Consider the following 23,375-nt stretch of genomic DNA (forward strand, 5'->3'; position numbering starts at 1 on the left):
CATTTCAGCCAAAATTGTCGGAACCCACAGCAAACCAACGCAGTTGCGCTCACGTCACTTAGCCGGTTTGTCCAAAATGGCGTTCGTCGATGTTGCCTTGCCTTAATGTAATGGTGTACCGTCCCGCTGTGCTCTGGGCCACACCGTTTCGAAAGGGAGCAGCACGTCGTACCGCTGCGGGGAGGATTCATCGTCTAATGTCGGCTCCGACTGGTTACAAACGAGTGCGCTAGTGGTAGTCGCGGACACAGCACCTATTCCCGCCTTGACCGCTCCGCCAGAGGAGGGCGTGGTGGTCGAGTCTCCGGGAACCGCTCGGCTGGCCGTTGCCGGCAAGCCGCTACGCGAGGTAGGCAGCTACTTCGCATTGACCCTCGACATCTTCACGCAGCTGGTGCGCCCGCCGTTTGCTTGGCGCGAATTCATCCATCAGGCGTGGTTCGTGGCTCGGGTGTCGATCGCCCCGACGATCTTGTTGTCGATTCCGTTCAACGCGCTCAGCGTCTTCATCATCAACGTTCTGCTCGTCGAGATCGGCGCCGCCGACGCATCAGGTGCTGGGGCTGCGTTGGCGAGCGTGGCATACATCGGCCCGATAACCACGGTGCTGGTCGTTGCGGGTACCGGCGCTACTGCGATTTGTGCTGACCTGGGTGCTCGGACCATCCGCGAAGAGCTCGACGCGATGCGGGTGATGGGGATCAACCCGGTGCAGCGACTGCTGGTACCCAGGGTCTTGGCGCTCTGCCTCAACGGGTTGTTGCTCAACTCGATCAACACCATCGTCGGGTTGGTCGGCAGTTTCTTCTTCTCGGTCTACTTTCAGCACGTCACTCCGGGTGCCTGGGCGGCGAGCCTGACGCTACTGGTCAAGATCGCCGACGTGGCCATCGCCTTCTTCAAGGCGGCTTTGTTCGGCCTGGTTGCTGGGACCATCGCCTGCTACAAGGGCGTCACGGTTGGTGGGGGACCCCAAGGTGTCGGCAACGCGGTCAATGAAACCGTGGTGTACACGTTCATGGCGTTGTTCGTGATCAACGTCGTGCTAGTCGCGGTCGGCACGAAGGTGACGATGTGACCGCGGCCCCCGCCCGACACCGCCCGACAAGCGTGATTCCCGCACCGCCGCGGTTGGCACGATTGTCGATCACCCTGCACCGCTTGGTCGCCGGCTGGAATCGGCTGGGAAGCCAAACCGCGTTCTACGTCAAGGCGCTGAGTCTGGTGTGGGATGCGGTCGCCCGCTATAAGGCTGAGACGCTGCGCCTGATCGCCACTATGAGTCTGGGGATCGGTGCGCTGGCCATCATCGGCGGGACCGTGGTGGTCGTCACCACACTGGTCATGTCGACCGGAGCGTTCATCGGTATCCAGCTCTACCGATCACTGTCCGATGTGGGCGTGGAGGCTTTGAGCGGTTTCGCCTCGGCCTACCTCAACACCCGTTTCGCCGCGCCGCTGACCTCGGCCATCGGGCTTGCCGCGACTATCGGCGCCGGAGCCACCGCACAGCTGGGAGCTATGCGCATCAACGAGGAGATCGACGCTCTGGAAGTGATGGGCATCCGCGCGATCAGCTACCTGGCATCAACGCGAATCGTAGCCGGCGTGCTGGTTACCGTTCCTTTGTGGTGCCTGTCCTCGCTGGCCGGATATCTGGCGACGCGAACGCTGGTGGTCGTCGCCTTCGGGCAGGCACCCGGGGTCTATGACCACTATTTCAACACCTACCTGCAGCCCACCGACTTGATCTGGTCACTGCTGCAAGTGATAGCGACGGCAACGGTCGTGATGCTGGTACACACCTACTACGGTTTCAACGCGACCGGCGGCCCAGCCGGCGTCGGCGAAGCTGTCGGCCGCTCGGTGCGCGCCTCACTGGTCGTGGCGGTAACGGTGCAGTTGGCGGTGGCAATGGCCGCCTACGGCGTGTCCGGCAACTTCAACCTGTCTGGATAGCACGCGATGAAGAAGATGCAACGTGAAGCCGGCCTTCCCCCGGCGCTGTGGACTCTCATCCTCCTTGGCACGATCACCGGCTTGGTCGTGCTCACGGTAGCGGCGTTCAACAGAGACCTGAGGCCCTATGCGAGGGTGACCCTCACCGCCGACCGCTCCGGTCTCATCATGGAACCCGGCGCCAAGGTGAAGTTGCGCGGCGTTCAGGTCGGCCGGGTTACCTCGATTCACTCGGGCGATCCCGTGACGCTGCGGCTGGAGCTCTACCCCGAGCAGCTCCAATACATCCCGGCCAACGTAACCGCCCAGATCACCGCCACCACGGCGTTCGGGGGCAAATACGTCGATCTTCAGATACCTGAAAGCCCGAGCCCCAGACGCCTGGCGGCGGGCGCTGTCGTGCGATCACGCAACGTGACGACCGAGGTCAACACCGTGTTCCAGAACCTTGTCGCGGTGCTCAACCAGGTCGACACCCCCAAGCTGAACGCCGTACTCACCGCGCTGGGCGACGGGTTGCGCGGCAAAGGGGAGGCCCTCGGTGAGGCGACCACCGACCTCAACGAAGTCCTCGAGGCGATCAATCCCCGCAGCGAGACGATCCGGGCCGACTTTCGCGCACTCAAAGGATTCAGCGACACCTACAGCTCCGCCGCACACGACATCGTTACGGTGCTCGATGCGGCCAGCACCACCAGCGCCACCGTCAGCAACAATGCTCAGGCCCTGGACTCACTGCTGCTCAACGTCGTTGGACTCTCCCACAGCGGCATCGGTTTGATCGGCCCGAACAAAGACAACCTCGTGCACGGCGTCAACTTGCTCGAGTCGACCACGCGGCTGCTGATGAAGTACAACCCCGAACTGACCTGCACGCTGGTCGGCTCCAAGTACGACGCCGAGTTTTTCGGCGACGTATCGGGCGGCCACAACGGGTACTCGGTCACACTCGACGTCGCCTTGCTGCTTGGTGACGAGGCGTACCGATACCCTGACAACCTCCCGATCAACGGAGCCAAAGGCGGCCCCGGGGGACAGCCCGGCTGCGGAGCGTTACCCGACGTGTCCAAGAACTTCCCGCTGCGCTACCTCGTCACCAACACCGGGTGGGGGCGCGGCCTGGACATGCGACCCAACCCCGGCATCGGTTTCCCCGGATACGTCGACTACCTGCCGGCCACCCGTGGAACACCGCAGCCGCCCAGCCTTCGCCATCCGGGAGGGACGGCACCTGGTCCGATTCCGTACCCGGGTGCGCCACCGTACGGAGCGCAGCAGTACGCGCCGGATGGAACGCCGCTGTATCCGGGGTTGCCGCCCGCGCCTCCGCCGGGACGACCGCGAGATCCCGGCCCGCCGCCTGCGGGGTCGGAACCGTTCACGCCGCCAGTGCCGGGGGCGATCCAACCGACCTGCGGCGTCCTCAACCAGGTGTGCGAACCGCTGCCACCGCCACCAAATGTCCCGGGGCCATGACTGCCCACCGCGTTGAGAAGAGTTAGGGGAGGGCAGACATGAAAGAGAACCTCACCGGGACACTGTGGCGCCTCGCCATCTATGTCGTCGTCTCTGTCCTGGGCATGTTCACGCTGGTCGCCCTGTTCGGGCAGCTGCGCTTCCAGTCCGAGAAGACCTACAAAGCGCAGTTCGCGAACGTGTCGGGGTTGGAGGGCGGAAACTTCGTCCGTATCGCCGGTGTCGAGGTCGGCAAAGTCAAGAACATCACCGTCGAGCCCGACTCCACGGTCCTCGTCGAATTCACCGCAGCAGAAAAGGTCGTGCTCACCGAGGGCACCAGGGCCGCCATTCGTTTCGCCGACCTCACCGGCGGTAGGTACGTGGCACTCGAAGAGGGAGCGGGCAACATCAGGCGACTCAGTCCAGGCGCGACCATCCCCCTAGCCCGTACCGAACCGGCACTCGATCTGGACGCGTTGATAGGCGGTTTCCGGCCACTGTTCCGGGCGCTGGACCCAGACCAGGTCAACAAGCTGACCGGGCAGCTGATCGCGGCCTTCCAAGGTCAGGGCGGCACGATTGGCTCATTTCTCACCCAGGCCGCCGCACTCACCAACACCTTGGCCGACCGCGACCACCTGATCGGTCAGGTCATCGTCAACTTGAACACCGTGCTCGGTTCGCTCGGCGGCCAAAGCGGCCAGTTCGCCCGTGCCGTCGACTCCCTCTCCGAACTGGTAGCAGGCCTTGAAGCCCGCAAGCAGGACATCAGCAACGGCGTGGCGTACGCGAACGCCGCCGCCGGGTCGATCACCGATCTACTGGCCCAAGCCCGCCCGCCGGTGAAAAAGGTGGTGCACGAGGCAGATCGCACCGCGGGGACCATGCTGGCCGACCGCGAGTGGCTCGAAAAGTACCTCGACCACTGGCCCGACGCCTTCAAGATACTGAACCGGCAAGGCTTATACGGAGACTTCTTCAGCTTCTACCTGTGTGACATCGTGCTCAAGCTCAACGGCAAGGGCGGCCAGCCGGTGTACGTCAAGGTGGCCGGCCAGGCCAGCGGCAGGTGCACGCCGCGATGAAAACGTTCTCCGAACGCAATCCGTTCATCATCGGCGCCATCGGCCTGGGCGCGGTTTTTACACTCATGTTGGTGTCCCTGAACTACGACAAGCTGCCGTTTTTCCATAGTGACAGAACGTATTCGGCATATTTCGCCGAAGCGGGCGGCCTGGAGCCCGGTAACCACGTGCAGATATCGGGTTACCGGGTCGGGCAGGTCGACAGCGTCGAGCTGGACGGACCGCGCGTGCTGGTCACGTTCACCGTCGCCAGCAATCTCCGCCTCGGTGAGCGCACCGAGGCAGCGATCAAATTGCGGACCGTGCTGGGCAGCAAGGTCCTCGAGGTCAGCCCTCGTGGCGAGGGGCAGCTGACCGGACCGATCCCGCTGCAGCGGACCACATCTGCCTACCAGCTGCCTGACGCGCTAGGCGACCTCACCGCGACGATCAGCGGTCTTAACACCGACCAGCTGTCGAAATCGCTTGCAGTGCTAGCCAACACGTTCACCGACACCCCGCCCGACCTGAAGGCCGCGGTGCAGGGGGTGGCGCGCTTCTCGCAAACCCTGGATGAACGCGACGGCCAGTTGCGGACCCTGCTGAGTAACGCCAATAAGGCGACCACAGTGCTGGCCGAGCGCAGCGACGAAGTGGCCAAGCTCGTCCGCGACACCAACGCCCTTTTGAGGCAACTGAGAAGCCAAAGCAGCGCGCTGGAGCAGATTTCCAACAATCTTGCTGCGCTGGCCCGCCAACTCAAAGGCTTCATCGCCGAGAACCGCGACACGCTGAAGCCGGCCCTCGACAAGCTCAACAGTGTGCTGGCGATCGTCGACAACCGCAAGGAGAACGTCCAGAAGGCGCTCGTCGGGCTCAACAAGTACGCCTTGGGCCTGGGGGAATCAGTGTCGTCCGGGCCCTTCTTCAAGGCCTATGTCGTAAACCTTTTCCCCGGACAGTTTGTGCAGCCGTTCATCGATGCGGCGTTCTCCGACCTCGGCCTGGACCCGAATGTGTTGCTGCCCAGTCAACGCGCCGACCCGCAGGTTGGCCAGCCAGCGACACCGCCGCTGCCGATGCCGTTCCCGCGGACCGGTCAGGGCGGGGAACCGCGAATGACGCTGCCCGACGCCATCACCGGCAATCCGGGCGACCATCCGTGCGGTTCTCCCGGCGCAGCCTCGTCGGGGCCCGGCTGCTACCCCTACCGGGAGCCCCTTCCCGCGCCGCCCCCCGGTGGGCCGCCGCCAGGGCCACCCGCGCAGCCGGGTCAAGGCGCGGGGCAGTCAGCACCGTTGCCGGGGCCCGCACAGCCGGGCGAAGGGGGTGAGGGACGATGAGTCCCCGCAGCGCGAGGATCGGTGTGGCCATCGCTCTCACAGCGGTACTGCTCGGCGGAATCGTCACCGTCGTGCGGTCGGCTGCAGGGGTCGGTCGCACCACCGTCGTCGGATACTTCGCCAACAGCACTGGCCTCTACAACGGTGACAGCGTCGTTATTCTCGGTGTGCCGGTCGGCAAGATCGAGAAAATCGAACCGGAACCGGACCGTGTGCGAATCACCTTCTGGCTCAACGACAAATATAAGGTTCCCGCTGACGTCAAAGCTGCCATCCTCTCGCCGTCGCTGGTGACGCCCCGGTCCATCCAGTTGACCCCCGCCTATACGGGCGGCCCTGCACTGGCCGACCATGCGGTGATCCCGCAGCAACGTACCGCGGTGCCGGTGGAGTATGACGACTTCCGCCAGCAGCTGGAGAAGCTGACGCAGGTGCTGCAGCCGACCGCACCGGGTGGAACCAGCACCTTGGGGGCGTTCATCAACACCGCCGCCGACAACTTGCGAGGCCAAGGCCCAGACATCCGTAAGACGGTCATCGAACTTTCGCAGGCGATTTCAGCGCTCGGCGACCATAGCAATGACCTGTTCAGCACCGTGAAAAACCTGTCCATTCTGGTCTCCGCGCTGCACGACAGCAGCGACCTGCTCCAACAACTGAATCAGAACCTTGCGGAGGTCACCGGTCTGCTCGCCAATGACCCCAACGAGGTCGCCAATGCCGTCCGCAACCTCAACGACGTGGTTGGCGACGTCCGAGGCTTCGTGGCCGAGAACCGCGACGCGCTGGGTACCACGTCGGACAAACTGGCGTCAGTGACTCAAGCCGTGACCGACAGCCTCGGCGACGTCAAGCAACTTCTGCATACCGCGCCAACGGCCTTTCAGAACTTCCTCAACATCTATCAACCCGCACAAGGGACGTTGACCGGTGCGCTGGCCTTCAACAACTTTGCTAACACGATCCAATTCCTTTGTGGGGCAGTAGAAGCCGCATCACGTCTAGGCGCCAAGGAATCAGCGAAGCTGTGTGTGCAGTACCTGGCGCCGATCATTAAAAACCGCCAAGTGAATTTTCCGCCGCTGGGCGAAAATCTCTTCGTCGGGGCCGCGGCGCGCCCCAATGAACTCACCTATAGCGAGGACTGGCTGCGCCCGGATTATGTTCCGCCGCACCCTGACTCCCCGCCAACGGGAGACGCCCCGGCACCGCCGGCCGCCGGGGCGACCCCGGCTGAAGCCCCGCCGCCGGCGGCGGATGCGCCGCCGCCTGCGCAAGCGGCGCCAACGAACCCGGCTGAGGGATTACGCGGAATGATGATGCCGCCCGGAGGTGGACAATGAGCCAATCACCACTTCGGCGTCGCGTGATGGCGGCGCTACTGGCGGCGGTGGCGCTCGCAACACTGTCCGGCTGCGGGTTTCGGGGCCTGAACTCGTTCAATTTGCCGGGCACCAAAGGCGGCGGCCCGGGCGCGTATACCATTCGGGCGCAGATGCCCGATGTGCAGAATCTGCAACGGAATTCGCGGGTCCGGGTAAACGATGTGACGGTCGGCAATGTCATCGACATAGAACTCCAGGGTTGGAATGCGCTGGTTACCATGACGATCGACGGCGATGTCGACCTACCCGCCAATGCAACCGCTACCCTCGGTCAAACCAGCTTGCTCGGTTCGGTGCATGTCGAACTGGCGCCTCCTGCGGGAGTAGCGCCGCAGGGCAAGCTGAAGAACGGGTCGTTGATTCCGCTGTCGTCGGCTGGCGCCTATCCGTCCACCGAGCGGACACTGGCCGCCGTGTCGCTGCTGCTCAACGGCGGCGGCCTGGGTCAGGTTCAAGACATCACCAAGACGTTGAGTACTGCTTTCAGTGGGCGCGAACAAGATCTGCGAAACCTGCTGAATCAGCTCGATACATTCGTCGGCTACCTCAACGACCAAAAAAGCGACATCATCGCCGCAACGGACCACCTCAACAATCTTGTCGGTCAATTTGCCGATCAGAAACCGATTATCGACAAGGCACTGAAGACCATTCCGCAAGCATTGACCGTGCTCAAAGACGAGCGAGAAAACCTCGCCAACGCCCTCGGTGAAGTCGGCCAGTTGAGCGCGCTCGCCGCTGACTCGGTTAACAAGACCAAGGAAAACCTGATCAAGGAATTGAAAGACCTTGGCCCCGTGCTGCAATCGCTGGCCGACGCAGGGCCGGCGTTGACCCGATCGTTAGGCTTCCTCGGGACATTCCCCTTCCCCGCGGAGACGCTCAGCAAATGGATACGTGGCGACTACGCGAACTTGACGGCGGTAATCGACTTGACGCTGAGTCGGCTCGACTCGTCGTTCTTAACCGGCACCCGCTTCGAGTGCAATCTGACTGAGCTTGAGTTGCAGTGGGGCCGCACCATCGGGCAATTGCCCAGCCCCTGCACCGGGGGCGGGCCGTACAACCCTGGCAACCCCTTGGTTGTTCCCTACCATTTCGACCAGGGGCGCTGAGATGCTGCATCTGACCCGGCGCACCAAGATCCAGCTGGCCATTTTCACGGTGATCAGCCTGAGCGCAGCCTCGCTCATGTTCTTCGACTACATGCAGATACCGACGGTATTCTTCGGGGTCGACCGCTACACGGTCACGGTGGAGCTACCTCAAGCCGGCGGCCTTTACCCAGGCGGCAACGTCACCTACCGAGGCGTCGAGGTGGGTCGCGTGCAAGCGGTAAAGCTGACCGCGACCGGCGCCGAGGCCGTGCTTCAGCTCAATTCTGATGTCCACATTCCTGCCAACCTGAATGCGCAGGTCCACAGTGTCTCGGCGGTCGGCGAGCAATATGTCGAGCTGCTGCCACGTGGTGGGCAGGGGCCGTCACTGAAAAACGGTGACGTGATCCCGGTCGACCGTAGTTATGTTCCACCAGACATCAATTCACTGCTGGCGGCCACCAACCGCGGCCTTACCGTAATCCCGCGTGACAACCTCAAAACGGTTGTCGACGAGTCCTATACGGCCGTGGGCGGGCTCGGCCCGGAGCTTTCCCGGCTGGTCAGCGGAACGGCGAAGTTGGCGACCGACAGCCGTCAGAACCTCGACGCGCTAGTCAACCTGATCGATGGGTCAAAGCCGCTGCTGGACAGCCAGACCCAGTCAGCAGACTCGGTCCAAGCGTGGGCCGCCCACCTGGCGACGATCACCTCCGAGCTGCGCGATAACGACTCCTCGGTCGCAGGTCTGCTACGAGAAGGCGGCCCGGCGGCCGCCGAGGCCCGGCAATTGTTCGACCGGCTGAGCCCCACGCTGCCGATCGTGCTGGCCAATCTGGTCAGTGTCGGGCAGGTAGGCGTCACCTACCGCGACAACCTCGAATCCTTATTGGTCGAGCTGCCCCAGGGGGTGGCCGAAATCCAAGCGACCGGGGTGGCCAACCGCAACACCAAGCAGGATTACAACGGCGCGTTCCTGAGCTTCAATCTGAACCTCAACTGGCCGCCCCCATGCACCACCGGATTCCTGCCCATCCAACAGCAGCGCGCTGCCAGCTACGAGGACTATCCGGACTCCCCTAACGGCGACATCTATTGCCGGGTACCGCAAGACTCGGTGCTCAACGTGCGCGGTGCCCACAACATGCCCTGCGAAACGCGCCCCGGCAAACGCGCGCCGACCGTCAAGATGTGCGAAAGCGACCAAACCTACGTTCCGCTTAACGACGGCTTCAACTGGAAGGGTGATCCGAACGCGACGTATTCCGGGCAGGACGTGCCCCAGTACAGACCGGGCGAGGAGCCGCCCGGACAGGTCCCCCCACCGTCGCCGCCGGGCCCGGCGCCACCGCCGATAGCGGCCGTCCAATACGATCCCGCCACGGGCATGTATATGGGGCCAGACGGCCGGATGTACACCCAGACCGACCTAGCTGTCGGCACCAAGAAAGGGCAAACATGGCAGAGCATGCTGATGCCACCCAAGAGAAACTGAGCGAGACGGACCTGGCGGGAACGTCCGCATCGGCCGGTCCCCCGGATGAGGGTTCATCGGAAGCGGTCACAGCTGATGAGACGACCGCTGAGGCGCCCGCTTCGGACAACCCGACAGTGGAGGCGCCGGACGACGAAGTCGTGGATTACGACGCCTCGGTTGATGACGCTGCCGAACCGGATGCCGAAGACCCTGTGCCGGCCAAGAAACTACGCTCGCCTGCGCTGTTGGCGACAGTGTTCGGGTTGGTCACAGTTGTCGGCCTGGCGGCGCTCGGGGGCTGGTTCGGGTATCAGACGTACCAGTCACACCAGGCCCAACAACAGCGCGAACTGATGGTTCGCATCGGCAGGCAAGGCGCGCTGAACCTGACGACAATCGACTGGCAGCACGCCGATGCCGACGTCCAACGCATCCTGGACTCAGCGACGGGCACTTTCTACGACGACTTTTCTCATCGATCCAAACCCTTCATCGACGTCGTCAAGAAAGCGCAGTCGAAATCGGTCGGGACAATTACCGAGGCGGGCCTGGAGTCGCAATCGGGGAACGAAGCCCAAGTGCTAGTCGCTGTGTCGGTAAAGACCTCGAATCTCGGTGCAGCCGAACAGGACCCGCGGCATTGGCGGATGCGCGTCATCGTACAGAAGGTCGGAAACGACATGAAAGTCTCCAACGTCGCATTCGTACCGTGACGGGGCCGCGCCCTGGCCAGCGCCGACGATCAAGACCACGAACCAGATAAGGAACCATCGCAGTGCGGGTTATATCCGATTCCGCCGTAGAGCGGGACGAAACACAGGTCGATGAGCAGGCCACTCAGCGAATCGATACTGAGACCGACGAAACCGACGAGACCGGGGACGGCACGGACACGGTCAGTACCGAAGACGTTGCCGAATCGGAGGACGAATCCGCCGACGATCCCGAAACGGAAGATTCCAGAGACGTTGAACCCCGGCCGCGTAAGCGCCGGATCGGATGGTCGCGGCTGCTGGTCTTCGGGGTGCTGCCTATATCAGCTTTGCTGATCGCTGTGGCCACGGGCTTTCTCAAGTGGCAAGCCGCTTCGAACCTTCTGTCCAGGGCGGCCGAAATCGAGTCAGTCGCCGCCGCCAAGGATTCCAGCGTTGCGATACTGTCCTACCGACCCGACACCGTCGAAAAGGACCTAGGCGCCGCCCGCGATCGGCTGACCGGCAAGTTCAAGGACTCCTACACACAGTTAGTCCAGGATGTGGTGATACCAGGCGCGAAGAAAGACCACATCTCGGCGGTCGCTACCGTTCCCGCCGCCGCCTCGGTGTCGGCGAACCCAAACCACGCGGTCGCGCTGGTGTATGTCGACCAGACTGTGTCCGTTGGCAACGATGCGCCCACCGATACCGCATCCACCGTCCGGGTGACCATGGACAAGGTCGGCAACCGTTGGCTTATCTCGGCATTCGACCCAGTTTGAGGCCAAGATGGCACAGGCAGATATCTCCTGAGGGTCTGGCTGGGTGATAAACCGTGACATGGCTCCCGGATGACGCAGCACAACAGTGGTTTTAATCTGGGAGCGGACGGTGCGGTGCGTCGGTCCAGCCTCCGATGTGTGCACACCCTACGAATTTGCATGAATAGCTTTGCCTTTGGGGTCGCTAGCTTTCCGCGGTCGGAAGGGTTCGTCGAGAACTGCGGTGCCGCCGGGTGCGGCCGCCGGCGGCGTGCTTAGCTTGGCTACATGATCTCGACGCTCGAAGACGTGCTGAGTCTGTTGGACCTGCAGCAGATCGATGACGCAGCGTTCGTGGGCACTCAACCCGACACCCCCAACCACCACATCATCGGAAGCCAGGTCGCCGCTCAGGCGTTGATGGCGGCCGGGCGGACGACACCCGGGCGACTGGCGCACAGCATGCACATGTACTTTCTGCGGCGTGGTGACGCAAGGCAGCCGATCCAGTATGACGTGACCCCGCTACGTGACGGCGGCACCATCTCCTCGCGTCGGGTGACCGCGAGCCAGTCGGGAGTCGTCCTCTTCGAGGCGCTCGCCTCATTCACAATCATCGCCGACGACGTCGACTGGCAACAAAGAATGCCTGACGTGGCGGGGCCGTCCGCGGTCCACGGACTCGAGGATCTCTTGACGCCCTACGCCGAGGAATTCGGTGACTGGTGGCCGCAGCAACGTCCATTCACCATGCGGTACCTCGACGCGCCGCCTCGGGTCGCCCTTGATCTCTCCGACCCGCCGCCGCCGCGGCTTCGGATCTGGCTTCGTGCGAACGGCGAGGTCACCGACGATCCGTTGGTCAACAGTTGTGTGGTGGCCTATCTCAGCGCGCTCACACTGCTCGAGTGCGTGATGACGACGATGCGCACCACACCGGTGGGGCCTCGGCTCTCGGCGCTAGTCGACCACACCATCTGGTTTCACCGCGCTGCCGATTTTACTGACTGGCTGCTCTTCGACCAGTTCTCGCCGAGCATTGTGGGCCGCCGCGGTTTGGCCACCGGGACCCTGTACAACCGGTCGGGCGAATTGGTGTGCATCGCAACCCAGGAGGGTTACTTCGCTGAGCAGCGACAGTGAAGCGGATCAATGACGTTGGCAGCGCCGCGATTACGTGATCACGCCGGCGATCTTTAGTTCAATAAGGCGGTCGTCATCGATGCCCAGTTCGCGCAGTACTGCGTCGGTGTGCTCCGCGAATTGCGGTGCTCTGGTTAGGCTGGCTGGATCGTCGTCGAACTGCGCCGGGCTGGCGACCAACTTCTGCGGATGACCTTCGGCATCGACGATTTCGGCGATGCGACCGTTGGCAGTCAGTGCTTCGTCATTGGCTATTTCCCAGGCATCCTGCACCGGGGCCCACTGCCCTCTGCCCTTGCGTAATAACGCTTGGCATTCAGCGAAACTCAACTTGCCGATCGCGTCCGCAACGATTTGTTGAGCAGTTTCGCTGTGCTCGGCCATCGCGTCGAGCGTTGTGAACCGCGGATCTTCAGCGACCTCGTGCAGACCCATCAGCCGGCAGAACTCCGGCCAGTACCGCGTCGGCTGCAACATTGACAACTGGACGAACCTTCCGTCCGAAGTCCGATAAGCGCCGGTGAGCGGGTTGCCCGGGGCCTGGGTTCGGCGTTCTACCTTCGGCAGCGGGCCGCCCATCAGCATCGCCATGTTCACGTTGAACTGGGTTGTCCAAGCGCCGACCGCCAAGAGCGAGACGTCGAGCACGGACGGTTCCCCGGTGGCCTGTCTGCCGTAGAGTGCCGCCGCCACGGCGCCGGCGATGGTGATGCCGCCGATGTTGTCCCCGTAAGCCCCGGCGGGCATGAACGCACTGTGTGCGGCATCGGGCGACGTGAGGCCGTCCGCGCTGCCACCACGGGCCCAGAACGCCGTCGCGTCATAGGCCCCCGCATCCCGGTCGGGCCCTTTCAGTCCGAAGCCGCTGCCGACGACATAGATTATGGCGGGGTTGATTCGGCGGACGTCGTCGACGTCGATGGACAGCTTCTTCCGCGTCGACGGCAGGTAGTTCGTCAGGAACACGTCGCTTCGCCGGATCAGTTCGTCGAGCAGGGGACGCGCCTCGGAATTGTCCAGGGCCAGGCCGACACTGCGCTTTCCGCGGTTGGGTGCTTCCATGATCGGCGCGAACGACGATCCGGGTACAGTTGCCGCGGCGCCCAACACTTTGACCAAGCCGCGCTGGGCATCGCCGGTGACAGGATGCTCGATCTTCACCACGTCGGCGCCCCAGTCGGCGAGCACAGCGCCTGCCGAGGGAACGAAGGTGAACTGGGCGACCTCCAGCACGCGAACTCCGGTGAGCGGTTTACGCATCAGATGTCCTTCAAGTGAGGGTGGGCACGGTGCCCACTCAGTGCATGATGTCTCGGACCTTCGTCTTCTCGTGGCCCTTGAGTAGCTCAGCGCTGGCGTTCTCCATGTGTCGCCGCCAATGCGCCTCGGCCTCGGCGCCGTCCCGGGCGGCCACCAAGTCGGCGAGTCGGGTGTAGGACCGCATCAGCTTGTTGTACTGAGCCTTGGGCACGACGTTCTGAACGCTGAGAAATGCTGCGGTCATGTGCCTTTCGAAGATTTCGTGCAGCATGCCGACGATCACGGTCAGTGTCGCGTTGCCCGACAGTTCGACTAGCCGGCGGTGCAATGCGGTGGACGCCGCGCCCAGCTTGCCGGTCTCCCATGCAGCGGGGATCTCCTCGATGAGTTCGCGTAACTCGCGGTGGGCCGCAGCGGTGCCATCCTCTGCGAGCAGCCGGGCCGCATACGGTTCAATGCCCATCCGTGCCGTCATCACGTCCGCGAGCGTCGTTCCCGCCATCTCGAGCAGGAAGCCCGCCGGCCGCGCGACGATCTCGGGGCCCGGGACGCGAACCCGGGCGCCGGTGCGTGAGCCGCGCCGCACCTCCACGAGGCGGTCGGACTCCAAGACTCGCACCGCTTCTCGCAGTGACGGCCGGCTGACCTGAAAGTGATCCATGAGTTCGGCTTCGTAGGGAAGGAAGTCGCCGTCTTTGAGCTGGCCCTCGACGATCATCCGCCGCAACGTGTCCGCCACGATCTCGGCCGTCTTCGGCGACCGCACCGCACCGTTATTCTGTGACGTGGCCATCGGCGCGAGCGGTTCCCGCTTGGGCATCGCGACCTCCTGAACTCGACATGTAGTACTCAGTACACCATGTAAGGCACCCATCTGGTGCATCCGTAGCTGGCGTCAATGTAGTTGCGAAAGAACGCGCGTCGCGGCCGCACCATAGCCGGAGCGTCGTCGACGTCCGACCAGGAAGCTTGGCGGTGAGGCAAATGCCGTGTCGGGCACTCGTTTGCGAGTCGCCAGCATCTCGCGTGCCTGTGTGTCGTCGCCACAGATCGCGATCGACCACAGCATATCGTCAGTGACGTGGTCGGCGATCGTTTCCGGATGGCCGCTGCGGAAGGCCGATCGGATCCGGGCGACCTGGTCTGTCCAGCCGTGCAGTTCGACGAGTGAGTCGTAGGTCTTCACGGTGAAGTAGAAGGCGATCTGCAGCCGCGCGTCCCGGACAGCCCGGGCCGGGTCGTCGTTGTCGATCGCGGTGATCAGCCACCCCCAACGTCGTAGCTCGGCCGGGTCACGTCCGCTTGCTACCGCGCCGCGGACCAGTTCGGGCTCCACGACTTCGGTCCACCACCGATCGGTGAACAGGCCGTGCCCCAGTACGCCATCGGCGGTGCGACCTACCGTCCGCAACATGATCTTGTTGAACGCTCCGATCAGGATGGGAACGTCTAACCGGCCGAGCACCGGTGCACGGATGTCGGCGTCAATCGTGTAGAACCGGCCCTCGTAACGGACGCGTTCGCCGTTCTCGGCGTTCAGGAACGCCCGTATCGCCTCGATCAGTTCGGCCATCCGGGGGGCGGGGTGGGCGGCGTCGACACCAAACCAGTCCTTATTCATCCGTGAGGTCCCCGACCCAAGTCCCAGAAAGACCCTGCCCGGGGCGAGTGTCCAGAGATGTCGGACCGCCGCGGCGTGCACGAACGGGGACCGGGCGAATGCGTATGCGATTCCCGGGCCGATGTACGCCCCCGAGGTACCGAGAGCCATCTCGGTCGCGGTGATGTATGCGTTGAGGTCGGCGAACTCGCCGGCGCAAAACGCCTGCGCGCCGGCGGTCTCCGCCTGCGCTGCCAGCGCGGGCCCCGGCCACGGCAGACCCCAGTCCATGCGTCCTCGCATCCGTCGGCACTACGTCACTAACCTAGTTAGATACGTAATTGTACTTCCTGCCCGGTGGCTACGCCATCGCCCCTGCATCGATCGTTTTCGACAAAAGTGTCAAAAAAGAGTAGCCTCGCGATAGTCCTGCTGCTAGGCGTCGTGCGTGGAAAGGACATTCCGATAATGCAAACATTGCCGAGCATGCTGCCCACCGGGTGGTTTCAGGTCGCCTGGAGCGCTGACCTTGCCGTCGCCGAGGTGATCCCGATGCACTACTTCGGCCGGGATCTGGTCGCCTTCCGGCAGCTGGATGGGGTGGTGAAGGTGCTGGACGCGCACTGCCAGCATCTTGGCGCGAGCCTGGCCCACGGCGGCTGCGTAGTCGAAGAAGGCATCCAGTGCCCTTTTCACGGCTGGGTGTGGAACGGCGCGGGACGCAACGTCCACATTCCCTACCAGGATCGGCCCAATAAGGGCCGCCGAGTACGTAGCTACCCGGTCGCCGAGCTCAACGATTCGATCTTGATCTGGCATGACAGCGCGGGCAGAGATCCATTGTGGGCGGCACCCGACGCGTTCGCGGTGCTTGGCGAACACGTCCGCTCGCAACGATTCCACCCATTGACAGCCGATTGCCGGACGCGGCATGAGCGGGTAAAGGTGCATCCCCAGGTGATCGCCGAGAACGCCGTCGATCCTCACCACTTCCAATTCGTCCATCGCACCCCGATCAGTCCCGTGGTACTGCGTGAAAGCACCGACAGCTCGACCTGGTCGGCCAAGGTCGGCTTTGGCCGGAGGTGGAGCGACGGCCTGGACCGCACCGGCGACACGATGAACACGATCGAAATCTATTGGTCAGGAATCGGGCTCAGCTACAACGGCGAACACGTCCGCGACGGAATCCGAGTCATCTCCATCTGCGCGACACCGGTGGACGACACCAGATCCGACATCTTCGCCGGCTACTGGATCAGCGAGGAAACGTCAGAAGGCCCGGATGATTTCGAGGCGCGTCTGGCCGCAGCGAAACGCGCCCTGCCCGACGACATCCGGATCTGGGAGCACCAGAAGTACCTCGAACCGCCGGGTCTGGCGACCTCGGAGGCGGCAGGCTTTCGCGCGCTGCGTCGGTGGGCGAGCGGGTTTTATCCCGAACCGGAGGCCGCCGCCGAGCCGGTCGCGCATGGTGTCTGAGGGCTCGCGCCCGCGGGTAACACGCAAGTCCGACCGCACCCGAGAGTCAATCCTGGACGCTGCGCGGACCGCGTTTGCGCGCAAGGGTTTCTCGGGCGTCACCATCAAGGACATCACTGACCTCGCGCCGGTCACCCGGGCGAACTTCTACTATTACTTCTCCGACAAGACCGAGCTTTTCATCGAGCTCGGCACCGACACCTACCGCGAAGCGCTGGCGGTTGTCGAGGGTTTCATGGAGCAGGGGAGCCCGCCCAGCCGGGAGGACGTCGAGGCCTGGGTCGCCGGCTACTTCGACTACCTCGACCGCAACGGTGCGTTCGTCATCCGCTCCACGGAGGACATGCCTCCCGATCGCAAATTCCGCGCCGCGGTCGCCCGCTCGCACCGTCGAACCGCCGCCGCGCTCGGTGAGGGCATCGCAAAGATGGCGCCGACACCGCCCGACCTCGACCCCGTGGCTACCGGGCTGGTGATTATGGCGATGCTCGAACGCTCATGGCTGATGGTTCGCCACAACGAGGTCCCGTCGACGACACGCCAAGCGGTGGTCATGGCGGCCACCGAGATGCTGTGGCGAACAGTCAACGGTCAGACCTGACCGATGTCCATTCGCCGATAAGCTTATCGATCGTGGTCAGCCGACCCAGCACGGCAATAGTGTTGTCCAGCACCTGTTCTGCATAGTCCTTGGGGGTGCCGCCGACGGCGTCGCGCGGGACGACGAGTTCGAAACCGGCCTGCGTAACATGCCCGGCAGTGTGGGTGATCGCCAGGTTCAGCGAAACGCCGGCAAGGACGATGGTGCTCACGCCGAAGCCTTTGAGCACGGGCAGTAGTTCGGAATCGAGCGTTGGGAAAAGGCCGTGGTGGCGCGGTAACACCAGATCGGTGGGTGCCAGTAGCTCGGGAAGCACTGTAGTGGAGGCGGTTCCGGGTGCCCAGTGAGCGGTTGCGGGGCCCAGGGCCCGCCAGATGCGCGCCGTCCCGGTCGGCCGGCCCCCGAGGTTGCCCTCATAGGTCGCGTGCACCACCCGCGCGCCGAACTGGCGGGCGGAATCGAGAAGTCGGCGCACACTGGAGACGAGTTCAGAGCTGTCGGCGGCCAAAGCGGGCAAGACGGACTCGGGGCCTAGTACACCGTTCTGGCATTCCACACAGACAACGGCCGTAGTCTCGGGGTCCCATGGTGTCAGAGCCATCCCTGCACCCTAGTCCATTTTTTTGACACCTGTGACGAAAAATTCGGTAGATCCCTTACAAAATATCGCGTTTCGCCTTCTTTACCTCGGAAGACTCTAAGGTGAAATCGTGGAGATCCGCGATCACATCTCATCCGGTAAACCTGCCCTGGTCCTCGCTCGGACTGGCACGGTGATCGACTTTGCCGAGCTGGAGAAGCGTGCCAATCGTCTGGCTCACTTCTGGTATGCCGCCGGACTTCGCGAGGGCGACACGGTTGCGGCATTACTCGAGAACAATGAACACGTCCATGCCGTGATGTGGGCGGCGCGCCGAAGCGGTCTGTACTACGCGTTGATCAACACTCACCTGACGGCCGCCGAGGCCGCCTACATCGTCGACAACAGTTCAGCAAAGGCGCTGATCGGGTCACGCGCGACTCGCGACATCTGCGAAGGCCTTGCCGAGCATTCCCCCGGCGGGTTACCTGAGCTGCTGCTGATCGCCGACGACGATCTAGACGGATGGTACCGCTACCCGGAATGCGTTGCCGACCAACCCGAGACGCCGATCCCCGACGAAAGCGAAGGCGATCTGCTGCAGTACTCGTCGGGAACCACTGGCAGACCCAAGGGGATCCGCCGTGAGCTTCCGCATCTACCACCAAGCGAAGCACCCAGCATCCTGATGCCGTTGATGAATGCCGTCGGAATCACCAGCGAGTCGGTGTATCTGAGCCCGGCGCCGCTGTACCACACCGCGCCGTCGTTCTGGTCGATGGTGGTGCAGTCGCTGGGCGGCACCACCGTCGTGATGGAGAAGTTCGACCCGGAACACGCGCTCGAGTGCATCCAGCGCTACGGCATCACTCATGGCCAATTCGTCCCGGCGATGTTCGTGCGGATGCTCAAACTGCCCGAAGCGGTGCGCATGTCCTACGACGTTTCCAGCCTGCAGCGGGTGGTGCATGCGGCCGCGCCATGCCCGGTGGACATCAAGAAACAGATGATCGCGTGGTGGGGGCCGATCATCGACGAGTACTACGCCGCTTCGGAGGCGGTGGGAGCCTCGTTCATCCGCGCCGAGGACTGGCTTACCCACCCCGGCTCGGTCGGCCGACCCTTGGTTGGGGTCCCACACATCCTCGACGAGAGCGGCCATGAGCTACCGCCCGGTGTGCCCGGCGAGATCTATTATGAGGGAGGGCATTCGTTCCAGTACCTCAAAGACGATGCGAAGACGGCGGCGGCCCACGACGCGCACGGCTGGGTGACCGTCGGTGACATCGGCTATCTCGACGTGGATGGCTACCTCTATCTCACTGATCGCCGTCATCACATGATCATTTCGGGTGGCGTGAACATCTACCCGCAAGAAGCCGAAGACCTGCTGATCACCCATCCCAAGGTGCTCGATGCCGCAGTCTTCGGTATTCCGGATGACGAGATGGGTCAGGCTGTCAAAGGCGTGGTGCAGACGGTCGATCCGGCTGATGCCAACGACGGCTTCGCGGCAGAGTTATTGGAGTGGCTGCGAAACCGGTTGGCGCACTACAAGTGTCCGCGGTCTCTCTCGTTCGAGGCGCAGCTGCCCCGGACCGATGCCGGTAAGTTGTACAAGCAGCAGCTCGTCGGCAAGTATTCGGCGAAGGGATAGGTGATCAGCCCAGTTTCAGAGGCACGCGCTCAAGTGAAAAGGTGCTCGCGGGGAACACAATCTGCGGTTCCTCACCGACTTTCACCGAAAACTCGGGAATGCGCCGGAGCCATTCGCCCACGATCAACTTCAGCTCGAGGCGGGCCAGGTGCGACCCTAGGCAGCGGTGTGGCCCGCCACCGAAGCCCCAGTGCCGGTGCACCTTTCCATCCATCACCACGTCGTTGGTCGAGATCTCGTCGCTGTCGTCGCGATTGATGGCAGCGACACACAACCGCACCATGGTGTCGGCGGGCAGCGTGACGTCCCCGATGGTGACCTCGGTGGTGGTCACGCGGGGCAGCATCGGCGCCGGCGGCTCCAGCCGGACGATCTCCTCGACGAACACATCGATCTGGTCGGGATCGTCGTGGAGGGTGGCCCTCAGCTCCGGGTTGCGGGCGAGCTCCAGCAGTGCGGAACTCATCGCCGCGGTGACGGTGTCCAGCCCGGCCAGGACGAAAAGGAAGCTCAGGCCCATGATTTCGGCGTCGTCGAGTGGCTCCTCGCCATTGAGCAACTGCGACAGGATGTCCGGCCCGGGGTCGGCGCGCCGTGCGTTGATCGCCTCGGTGAGGTACGCGACCAATTCGAGTGCCGGCGTCAGGTCGGCATCCTCGAGTGACGGCGCTTCCGAGATCGCGATGACCGAGGTTTTCCACGCGACGAGCTTGTCGCGATCCTCCAGCGGAAGCCCGAACAAGGTCAGGAATACCTGTGAGGGATAGGGGATCGCCACGTCGGCCACGACTTCGCACTCGCCTTGTGCGGCTACCCGTTCGATGATCTCGATCGCCTGCTGCTGCAGCGAGGGCAGCATCTCTTTCAAGGTGTGTGGACTGAAGAAGGGCTGCAGGATCTTACGGAACCGGGTGTGTTCCGGCGGATCGAACGAGATGGGCACCAACGGCAGCGGGCTGCCGAGCACGTCAAAAGCCTTCTTCGAGGAGAACAATTCGGGATCACGCAGCGCGGCCAGCACGTCCTCGCGGTGGGTCAGATAGAAGATTCCGTCGACGGACACCACCCGCCCTGCGTCACGCAGGACCTTCCACCCCACCCCGCGGTCTGCCGCCATCGGCAGGCTGGCGAAGGAAAGTTCGGGTACGCCAAGGGTTTCCACGTATGCTCCTAAAGGTTAGAACGCCGACCGGTGCAAGCCACCGTCGACTTCGATCCAACTACCGGTGAGGTAGCCGGCAGGTTCTGAGCAAAGATAGGCGATGAGCGAGGCAATCTCGCTCGGTTTGCCCATTCGCGCTGCCGGCACCCGAGCTTCGCGCAGCATGAACTCGCGTCGCTCCTGATCGGTGCTCGCGCCGAGGTGCTGCTCCAGGTAGGCCAGTGCGTTCTCAGTCTCAATCCAGCCGGGCGCGACGGTGTTGACCGTGATGCCGAACTGGGCGTACTCGTCGGAGACCGTCTTGAGCAGGCCGATCGTCGACGGCCGACTGGTGTTGGCCACCGCGTGGTGGATGTTGCCCGCCGGCTCCTTGGCAGTGGCGGAGCCGATGTGCACGAATCGGCCCCAGCCGGCGTCCTGCATGGCAGGCAGGACCGCGTGCAGCAGGAGGATCTGGCTCATCGTGTGCAGTTCGAAGGACTCACGGTAGACGTTCACATCGGTGATATCGGCGAAATCCCCGGGCCGTTGGTACTTGGCCTGCCCGACAACGATCAGCGGCGCCCCGTGCTGGGCCGCAATCTCGCGGACGGCGTCGGTGAGCTGCCCGTCGTCGGCCACGTCGGCAGTGACACCGATGGCAGTGCCCCCTTCAGTGCGGATCGCCTCGACCGCGGCGTCGACATCGGTCTTAGTCCGCGCCAGTATCGCAACCCGCGCACCTTCTGCGGCAAGCAGTTTGGCGACCTCGAAGCCGATTCCCTTGCTGCCGCCGACGACCAGCGCCGATCGGCCGTCGATTCCGTAATGCATCCGGCGCGCCGACTAGCCTCGCCGCACGTCCATGCCGGCGTCCACCTTGAGCATGCTTCCGGTGAACGAACGGCCCGCGTCGCTGATCAAAAAGAGGATCGTGTTGCTGACGTCGCGTGGCTCGATCAGCGGCAAGTCCGGCAGCGCGGTCTGGACTGCATTGACCATGCGGGGGTTGTCCTCGATCACTTTGAACAGCGCCGGGTTGTCAGTGATCATCGGGGTCGCGCAATTCGTCGGCGCCACCGCATTGACGCGAATACGGTCGGGGGCAAGCATGGCTGCGTACGCGCGGACCAGGCCGACGACGGCGACCTTGGACATCAGGTAGGCGTCGCTGCCGCCGCGGCCGTCGGTGAGATCCAGTAGGGCGATCATCGAACTCGTCGCGATCAGATTGCCACCCTCGCCACGTTCCTTCATGTGGGGGATCGCTACCTGGAAGGCGTTCCACACCCCGATGAGCATGATGTCGAGCCCTAGCCTCAGCGCCTCTGAGGCGTCGCGCTCATCGGCGTTGGTGAGCACGACCCCGGCATTCGCGAGCACCGTGTCGACGTGGCCGAACTCGGTGACGCCCGCGTCGAACGCCTCCTGCAGGGCAGCCTTGTCGCGGACGTCCGCCTTGCGGGTCAGCATCTTCCTGCCGGTCTTTTCCACCAGGCGGGCCGTCTCCTCGAGATCGTCTTCGGTGCCAAGTGCATAGGGCACGATGTCGAGGTTCTCGCAGATGTCGACGCCGATGATGTCGGCACCTTGCTCGGCGCACATCACCGCGTGCGAACGGCCTTGCCCGCGAGCGGCTCCGGTGATGAAGACAACTCTGCCGTCCAGTGAACCCATATCTTTAAGCCTCCAGTAGCTCTCGCTATCGGCCGCGCTCTGCGGGATGGTGAGGGCGCGACGCAGTGACGTGCGCCACGTTACGCCGCGGAATTGGAATCATACAACTATTTGGCTAATTTGGTGGACGACGGAACACTCCGAGCTTTGGAAGGGATATCACATGTCCGACAGCCCCAATGGCGGTCCGCGCCCACCCGACGGTGACTGGTTGGGGAGCCCCTACCTGAGGTTCGAACGTGAAGGTGCGTTTGCGATCTGCACCTTGGACCGCCCCGAGGCGCGGAATGCGATGACGCCCGCGATGTACTTCGGGATCCGTTACGCGGTGAGTCGCGTCAATGCCGACCCCGACCTCGCGGGCCTGCTCATCACCGGCACCGGCGACGTCTTCGCGCCGGGAGGTGACCTGGGTCAGAAAGCAGCAGACAACTGGATGGACTTCGCGTCCACCATGGGAACCGACGTCACGCCGTTCGACACGCTGCGGCAGTCGGCCAAGCCGGTCGTGTCCGCGGTCAACGGCATCTGTCAGGGTGGTGGCCTGCAGATCGCGATGTGCAGTGACCTCGCCGTGGTGAGTGATCGGGCCGTCTTCCGGGTGCCCGAATTGTTCCGTGGCATCGCCGACACGTACTACAGCCAGGTCCTGGCCCGGCTCATCGGACCGGTCCGGACCAAGGACCTGATGTTCACCGGACGGACGCTGAACGCGCAGGAGGCGCTCGACTGGGGCATGGTGAGCAGGGTGGTCCCGCACGACGACCTGATGAGCGTCGCCAAGGAGTTGCTCGCGCAGTGTTGCCGGACCGCTCCGGGAGCGCGCGGGTTGGTCAAGGCGAGCCTGGACAACTACCTCGGGCTGTACGACCGGATCGGCATGACGACCAGTCTGTTCGGTCCCGAGGCGGCCGAAGGCTTTCGGGCGTTCAAGCAGAAGGACTCGCCGGACTGGGTGCACCCGGAACTCCGGGTCCAGGGCCGGTTGTAGCCCG

22 protein-coding genes are annotated in these 23,375 nt (G+C 63.6%); 15 read left to right on the top strand and 7 right to left on the bottom strand.

The window, feature by feature from the left end; translation table 11 throughout:
• Nucleotides 1-289: 289 nt before the first annotated feature.
• From BST44_RS03385 to BST44_RS03435, 11 genes are all read left to right on the top strand, one after another.
• Nucleotides 290-1,078 (top strand): MlaE family ABC transporter permease, encoded by a 789-nt coding sequence (locus tag BST44_RS03385; RefSeq protein ID WP_009953710.1) that lies wholly within the window; start codon nucleotides 290-292, stop codon nucleotides 1,076-1,078.
• A 32-nt stretch (nucleotides 1,079-1,110) separates the two neighbouring features.
• On the top strand, nucleotides 1,111-1,959 hold the full coding sequence (locus BST44_RS03390; RefSeq protein WP_009953712.1) for an ABC transporter permease: 849 nt from the start codon (nucleotides 1,111-1,113) through the stop codon (nucleotides 1,957-1,959).
• A 6-nt stretch (nucleotides 1,960-1,965) separates the two neighbouring features.
• The gene (locus BST44_RS03395) at nucleotides 1,966-3,435 is read left to right on the top strand and encodes an MCE family protein (RefSeq protein WP_083175138.1); all 1,470 of its coding nucleotides are present in this window, start codon (nucleotides 1,966-1,968) and stop codon (nucleotides 3,433-3,435) included.
• Nucleotides 3,436-3,473: 38 nt separating this feature from the next.
• The gene (locus BST44_RS03400) at nucleotides 3,474-4,502 is read left to right on the top strand and encodes an MCE family protein (RefSeq protein ID WP_009953715.1); all 1,029 of its coding nucleotides are present in this window, start codon (nucleotides 3,474-3,476) and stop codon (nucleotides 4,500-4,502) included.
• Nucleotides 4,499-5,824, top strand: a complete 1,326-nt coding sequence (locus tag BST44_RS03405; RefSeq protein ID WP_011724857.1) for an MCE family protein — start codon at nucleotides 4,499-4,501, stop codon at nucleotides 5,822-5,824. Before BST44_RS03400 ends, BST44_RS03405 begins: the two co-directional genes overlap by 4 nt.
• Nucleotides 5,821-7,167: a virulence factor Mce family protein gene (locus BST44_RS03410; RefSeq protein WP_110881864.1), complete on the top strand. Its 1,347-nt coding sequence runs from the start codon at nucleotides 5,821-5,823 to the stop codon at nucleotides 7,165-7,167. Before BST44_RS03405 ends, BST44_RS03410 begins: the two co-directional genes overlap by 4 nt.
• A gap of 26 nt (nucleotides 7,168-7,193) precedes the next feature.
• On the top strand, nucleotides 7,194-8,324 hold the full coding sequence (locus BST44_RS03415; protein WP_083175140.1) for an MCE family protein: 1,131 nt from the start codon (nucleotides 7,194-7,196) through the stop codon (nucleotides 8,322-8,324).
• A 1-nt stretch (nucleotide 8,325) separates the two neighbouring features.
• Nucleotides 8,326-9,801, top strand: a complete 1,476-nt coding sequence (locus BST44_RS03420) for an MCE family protein (protein ID WP_009953720.1) — start codon at nucleotides 8,326-8,328, stop codon at nucleotides 9,799-9,801.
• Nucleotides 9,765-10,496 carry an Rv1363c family protein gene (locus BST44_RS03425; RefSeq protein ID WP_083175142.1) on the top strand — a complete coding sequence of 244 codons (732 nt, stop codon included), beginning with the start codon at nucleotides 9,765-9,767 and terminating at the stop codon, nucleotides 10,494-10,496. The genes BST44_RS03420 and BST44_RS03425 overlap by 37 nt, the downstream gene beginning before the upstream one ends.
• A 62-nt stretch (nucleotides 10,497-10,558) precedes the next feature.
• Nucleotides 10,559-11,260 (top strand): hypothetical protein, encoded by a 702-nt coding sequence (locus BST44_RS03430; RefSeq protein ID WP_083175143.1) that lies wholly within the window; start codon nucleotides 10,559-10,561, stop codon nucleotides 11,258-11,260.
• Between the two features lie 267 nt (nucleotides 11,261-11,527).
• Nucleotides 11,528-12,382, top strand: coding sequence for an acyl-CoA thioesterase (locus tag BST44_RS03435; RefSeq protein WP_009953723.1), 855 nt, complete (start codon nucleotides 11,528-11,530; stop codon nucleotides 12,380-12,382).
• A gap of 30 nt (nucleotides 12,383-12,412) precedes the next feature.
• Here BST44_RS03435 and BST44_RS03440 read toward each other — a convergent pair whose 3' ends face one another.
• The 3 genes from BST44_RS03440 to BST44_RS03450 all read right to left on the bottom strand — a co-directional run bounded on the left by BST44_RS03440 (nucleotide 12,413) and on the right by BST44_RS03450 (nucleotide 15,533).
• Entirely contained in the window at nucleotides 12,413-13,642 is a 1,230-nt protein-coding gene (locus tag BST44_RS03440; protein WP_083175145.1) for a CaiB/BaiF CoA transferase family protein, read from the bottom strand.
• 37 nt (nucleotides 13,643-13,679) lie between these two features.
• A complete protein-coding gene (locus tag BST44_RS03445; protein ID WP_011724865.1) occupies nucleotides 13,680-14,462 on the bottom strand; it encodes a FadR/GntR family transcriptional regulator in 783 nt (260 codons plus the stop codon).
• A 75-nt stretch (nucleotides 14,463-14,537) separates the two neighbouring features.
• Nucleotides 14,538-15,533 (bottom strand): LLM class flavin-dependent oxidoreductase, encoded by a 996-nt coding sequence (locus BST44_RS03450; RefSeq protein WP_083175146.1) that lies wholly within the window; start codon nucleotides 15,531-15,533, stop codon nucleotides 14,538-14,540.
• A gap of 177 nt (nucleotides 15,534-15,710) precedes the next feature.
• Here BST44_RS03450 and BST44_RS03455 point away from each other — a divergent pair, with 177 nt between their 5' ends.
• Together BST44_RS03455 and BST44_RS03460 are read left to right on the top strand one after the other, a co-directional pair.
• Nucleotides 15,711-16,724, top strand: coding sequence for a Rieske 2Fe-2S domain-containing protein (locus BST44_RS03455; protein WP_083175148.1), 1,014 nt, complete (start codon nucleotides 15,711-15,713; stop codon nucleotides 16,722-16,724).
• Complete coding sequence (locus tag BST44_RS03460; RefSeq protein ID WP_083175149.1) at nucleotides 16,714-17,325, top strand: TetR/AcrR family transcriptional regulator; 612 nt, start codon at nucleotides 16,714-16,716, stop codon at nucleotides 17,323-17,325. Before BST44_RS03455 ends, BST44_RS03460 begins: the two co-directional genes overlap by 11 nt.
• Here the strand turns inward: BST44_RS03460 and BST44_RS03465 are convergent.
• Entirely contained in the window at nucleotides 17,309-17,926 is a 618-nt protein-coding gene (locus tag BST44_RS03465) for a cysteine hydrolase family protein (protein ID WP_083175151.1), read from the bottom strand. The genes BST44_RS03460 and BST44_RS03465 overlap by 17 nt on opposite strands.
• Nucleotides 17,927-18,035: 109 nt before the next feature.
• On the opposite strand from BST44_RS03465, the gene fadD4 reads away from it, so the two are divergent.
• Nucleotides 18,036-19,562 carry a fatty-acid--CoA ligase FadD4 gene (gene fadD4 / locus BST44_RS03470; RefSeq protein WP_083175153.1) on the top strand — a complete coding sequence of 509 codons (1,527 nt, stop codon included), beginning with the start codon at nucleotides 18,036-18,038 and terminating at the stop codon, nucleotides 19,560-19,562.
• Between the two features lie 4 nt (nucleotides 19,563-19,566).
• On the opposite strand, the gene BST44_RS03475 is transcribed toward fadD4, so the two are convergent.
• Genes BST44_RS03475 through BST44_RS03485 form a run of 3 tightly spaced genes read right to left on the bottom strand, consistent with a single transcriptional unit; the run spans nucleotide 19,567 to nucleotide 22,380 of the window.
• Nucleotides 19,567-20,679 (bottom strand): cytochrome P450, encoded by a 1,113-nt coding sequence (locus BST44_RS03475; RefSeq protein ID WP_224112187.1) that lies wholly within the window; start codon nucleotides 20,677-20,679, stop codon nucleotides 19,567-19,569.
• Between the two features lie 60 nt (nucleotides 20,680-20,739).
• On the bottom strand, nucleotides 20,740-21,537 hold the full coding sequence (locus BST44_RS03480; RefSeq protein ID WP_083175156.1) for an SDR family oxidoreductase: 798 nt from the start codon (nucleotides 21,535-21,537) through the stop codon (nucleotides 20,740-20,742).
• A gap of 12 nt (nucleotides 21,538-21,549) precedes the next feature.
• Nucleotides 21,550-22,380: a mycofactocin-coupled SDR family oxidoreductase gene (locus BST44_RS03485; RefSeq protein WP_014379513.1), complete on the bottom strand. Its 831-nt coding sequence runs from the start codon at nucleotides 22,378-22,380 to the stop codon at nucleotides 21,550-21,552.
• Nucleotides 22,381-22,543: 163 nt separating this feature from the next.
• Here BST44_RS03485 and BST44_RS03490 point away from each other — a divergent pair, with 163 nt between their 5' ends.
• A complete protein-coding gene (locus BST44_RS03490) occupies nucleotides 22,544-23,371 on the top strand; it encodes an enoyl-CoA hydratase/isomerase family protein (RefSeq protein WP_009953740.1) in 828 nt (275 codons plus the stop codon).
• The last annotated feature ends 4 nt before the right edge of the window (nucleotides 23,372-23,375 follow it).

This window comes from Mycobacterium scrofulaceum, from assembly GCF_002086735.1.
Lineage (GTDB): Bacteria > Actinomycetota > Actinomycetes > Mycobacteriales > Mycobacteriaceae > Mycobacterium > Mycobacterium scrofulaceum.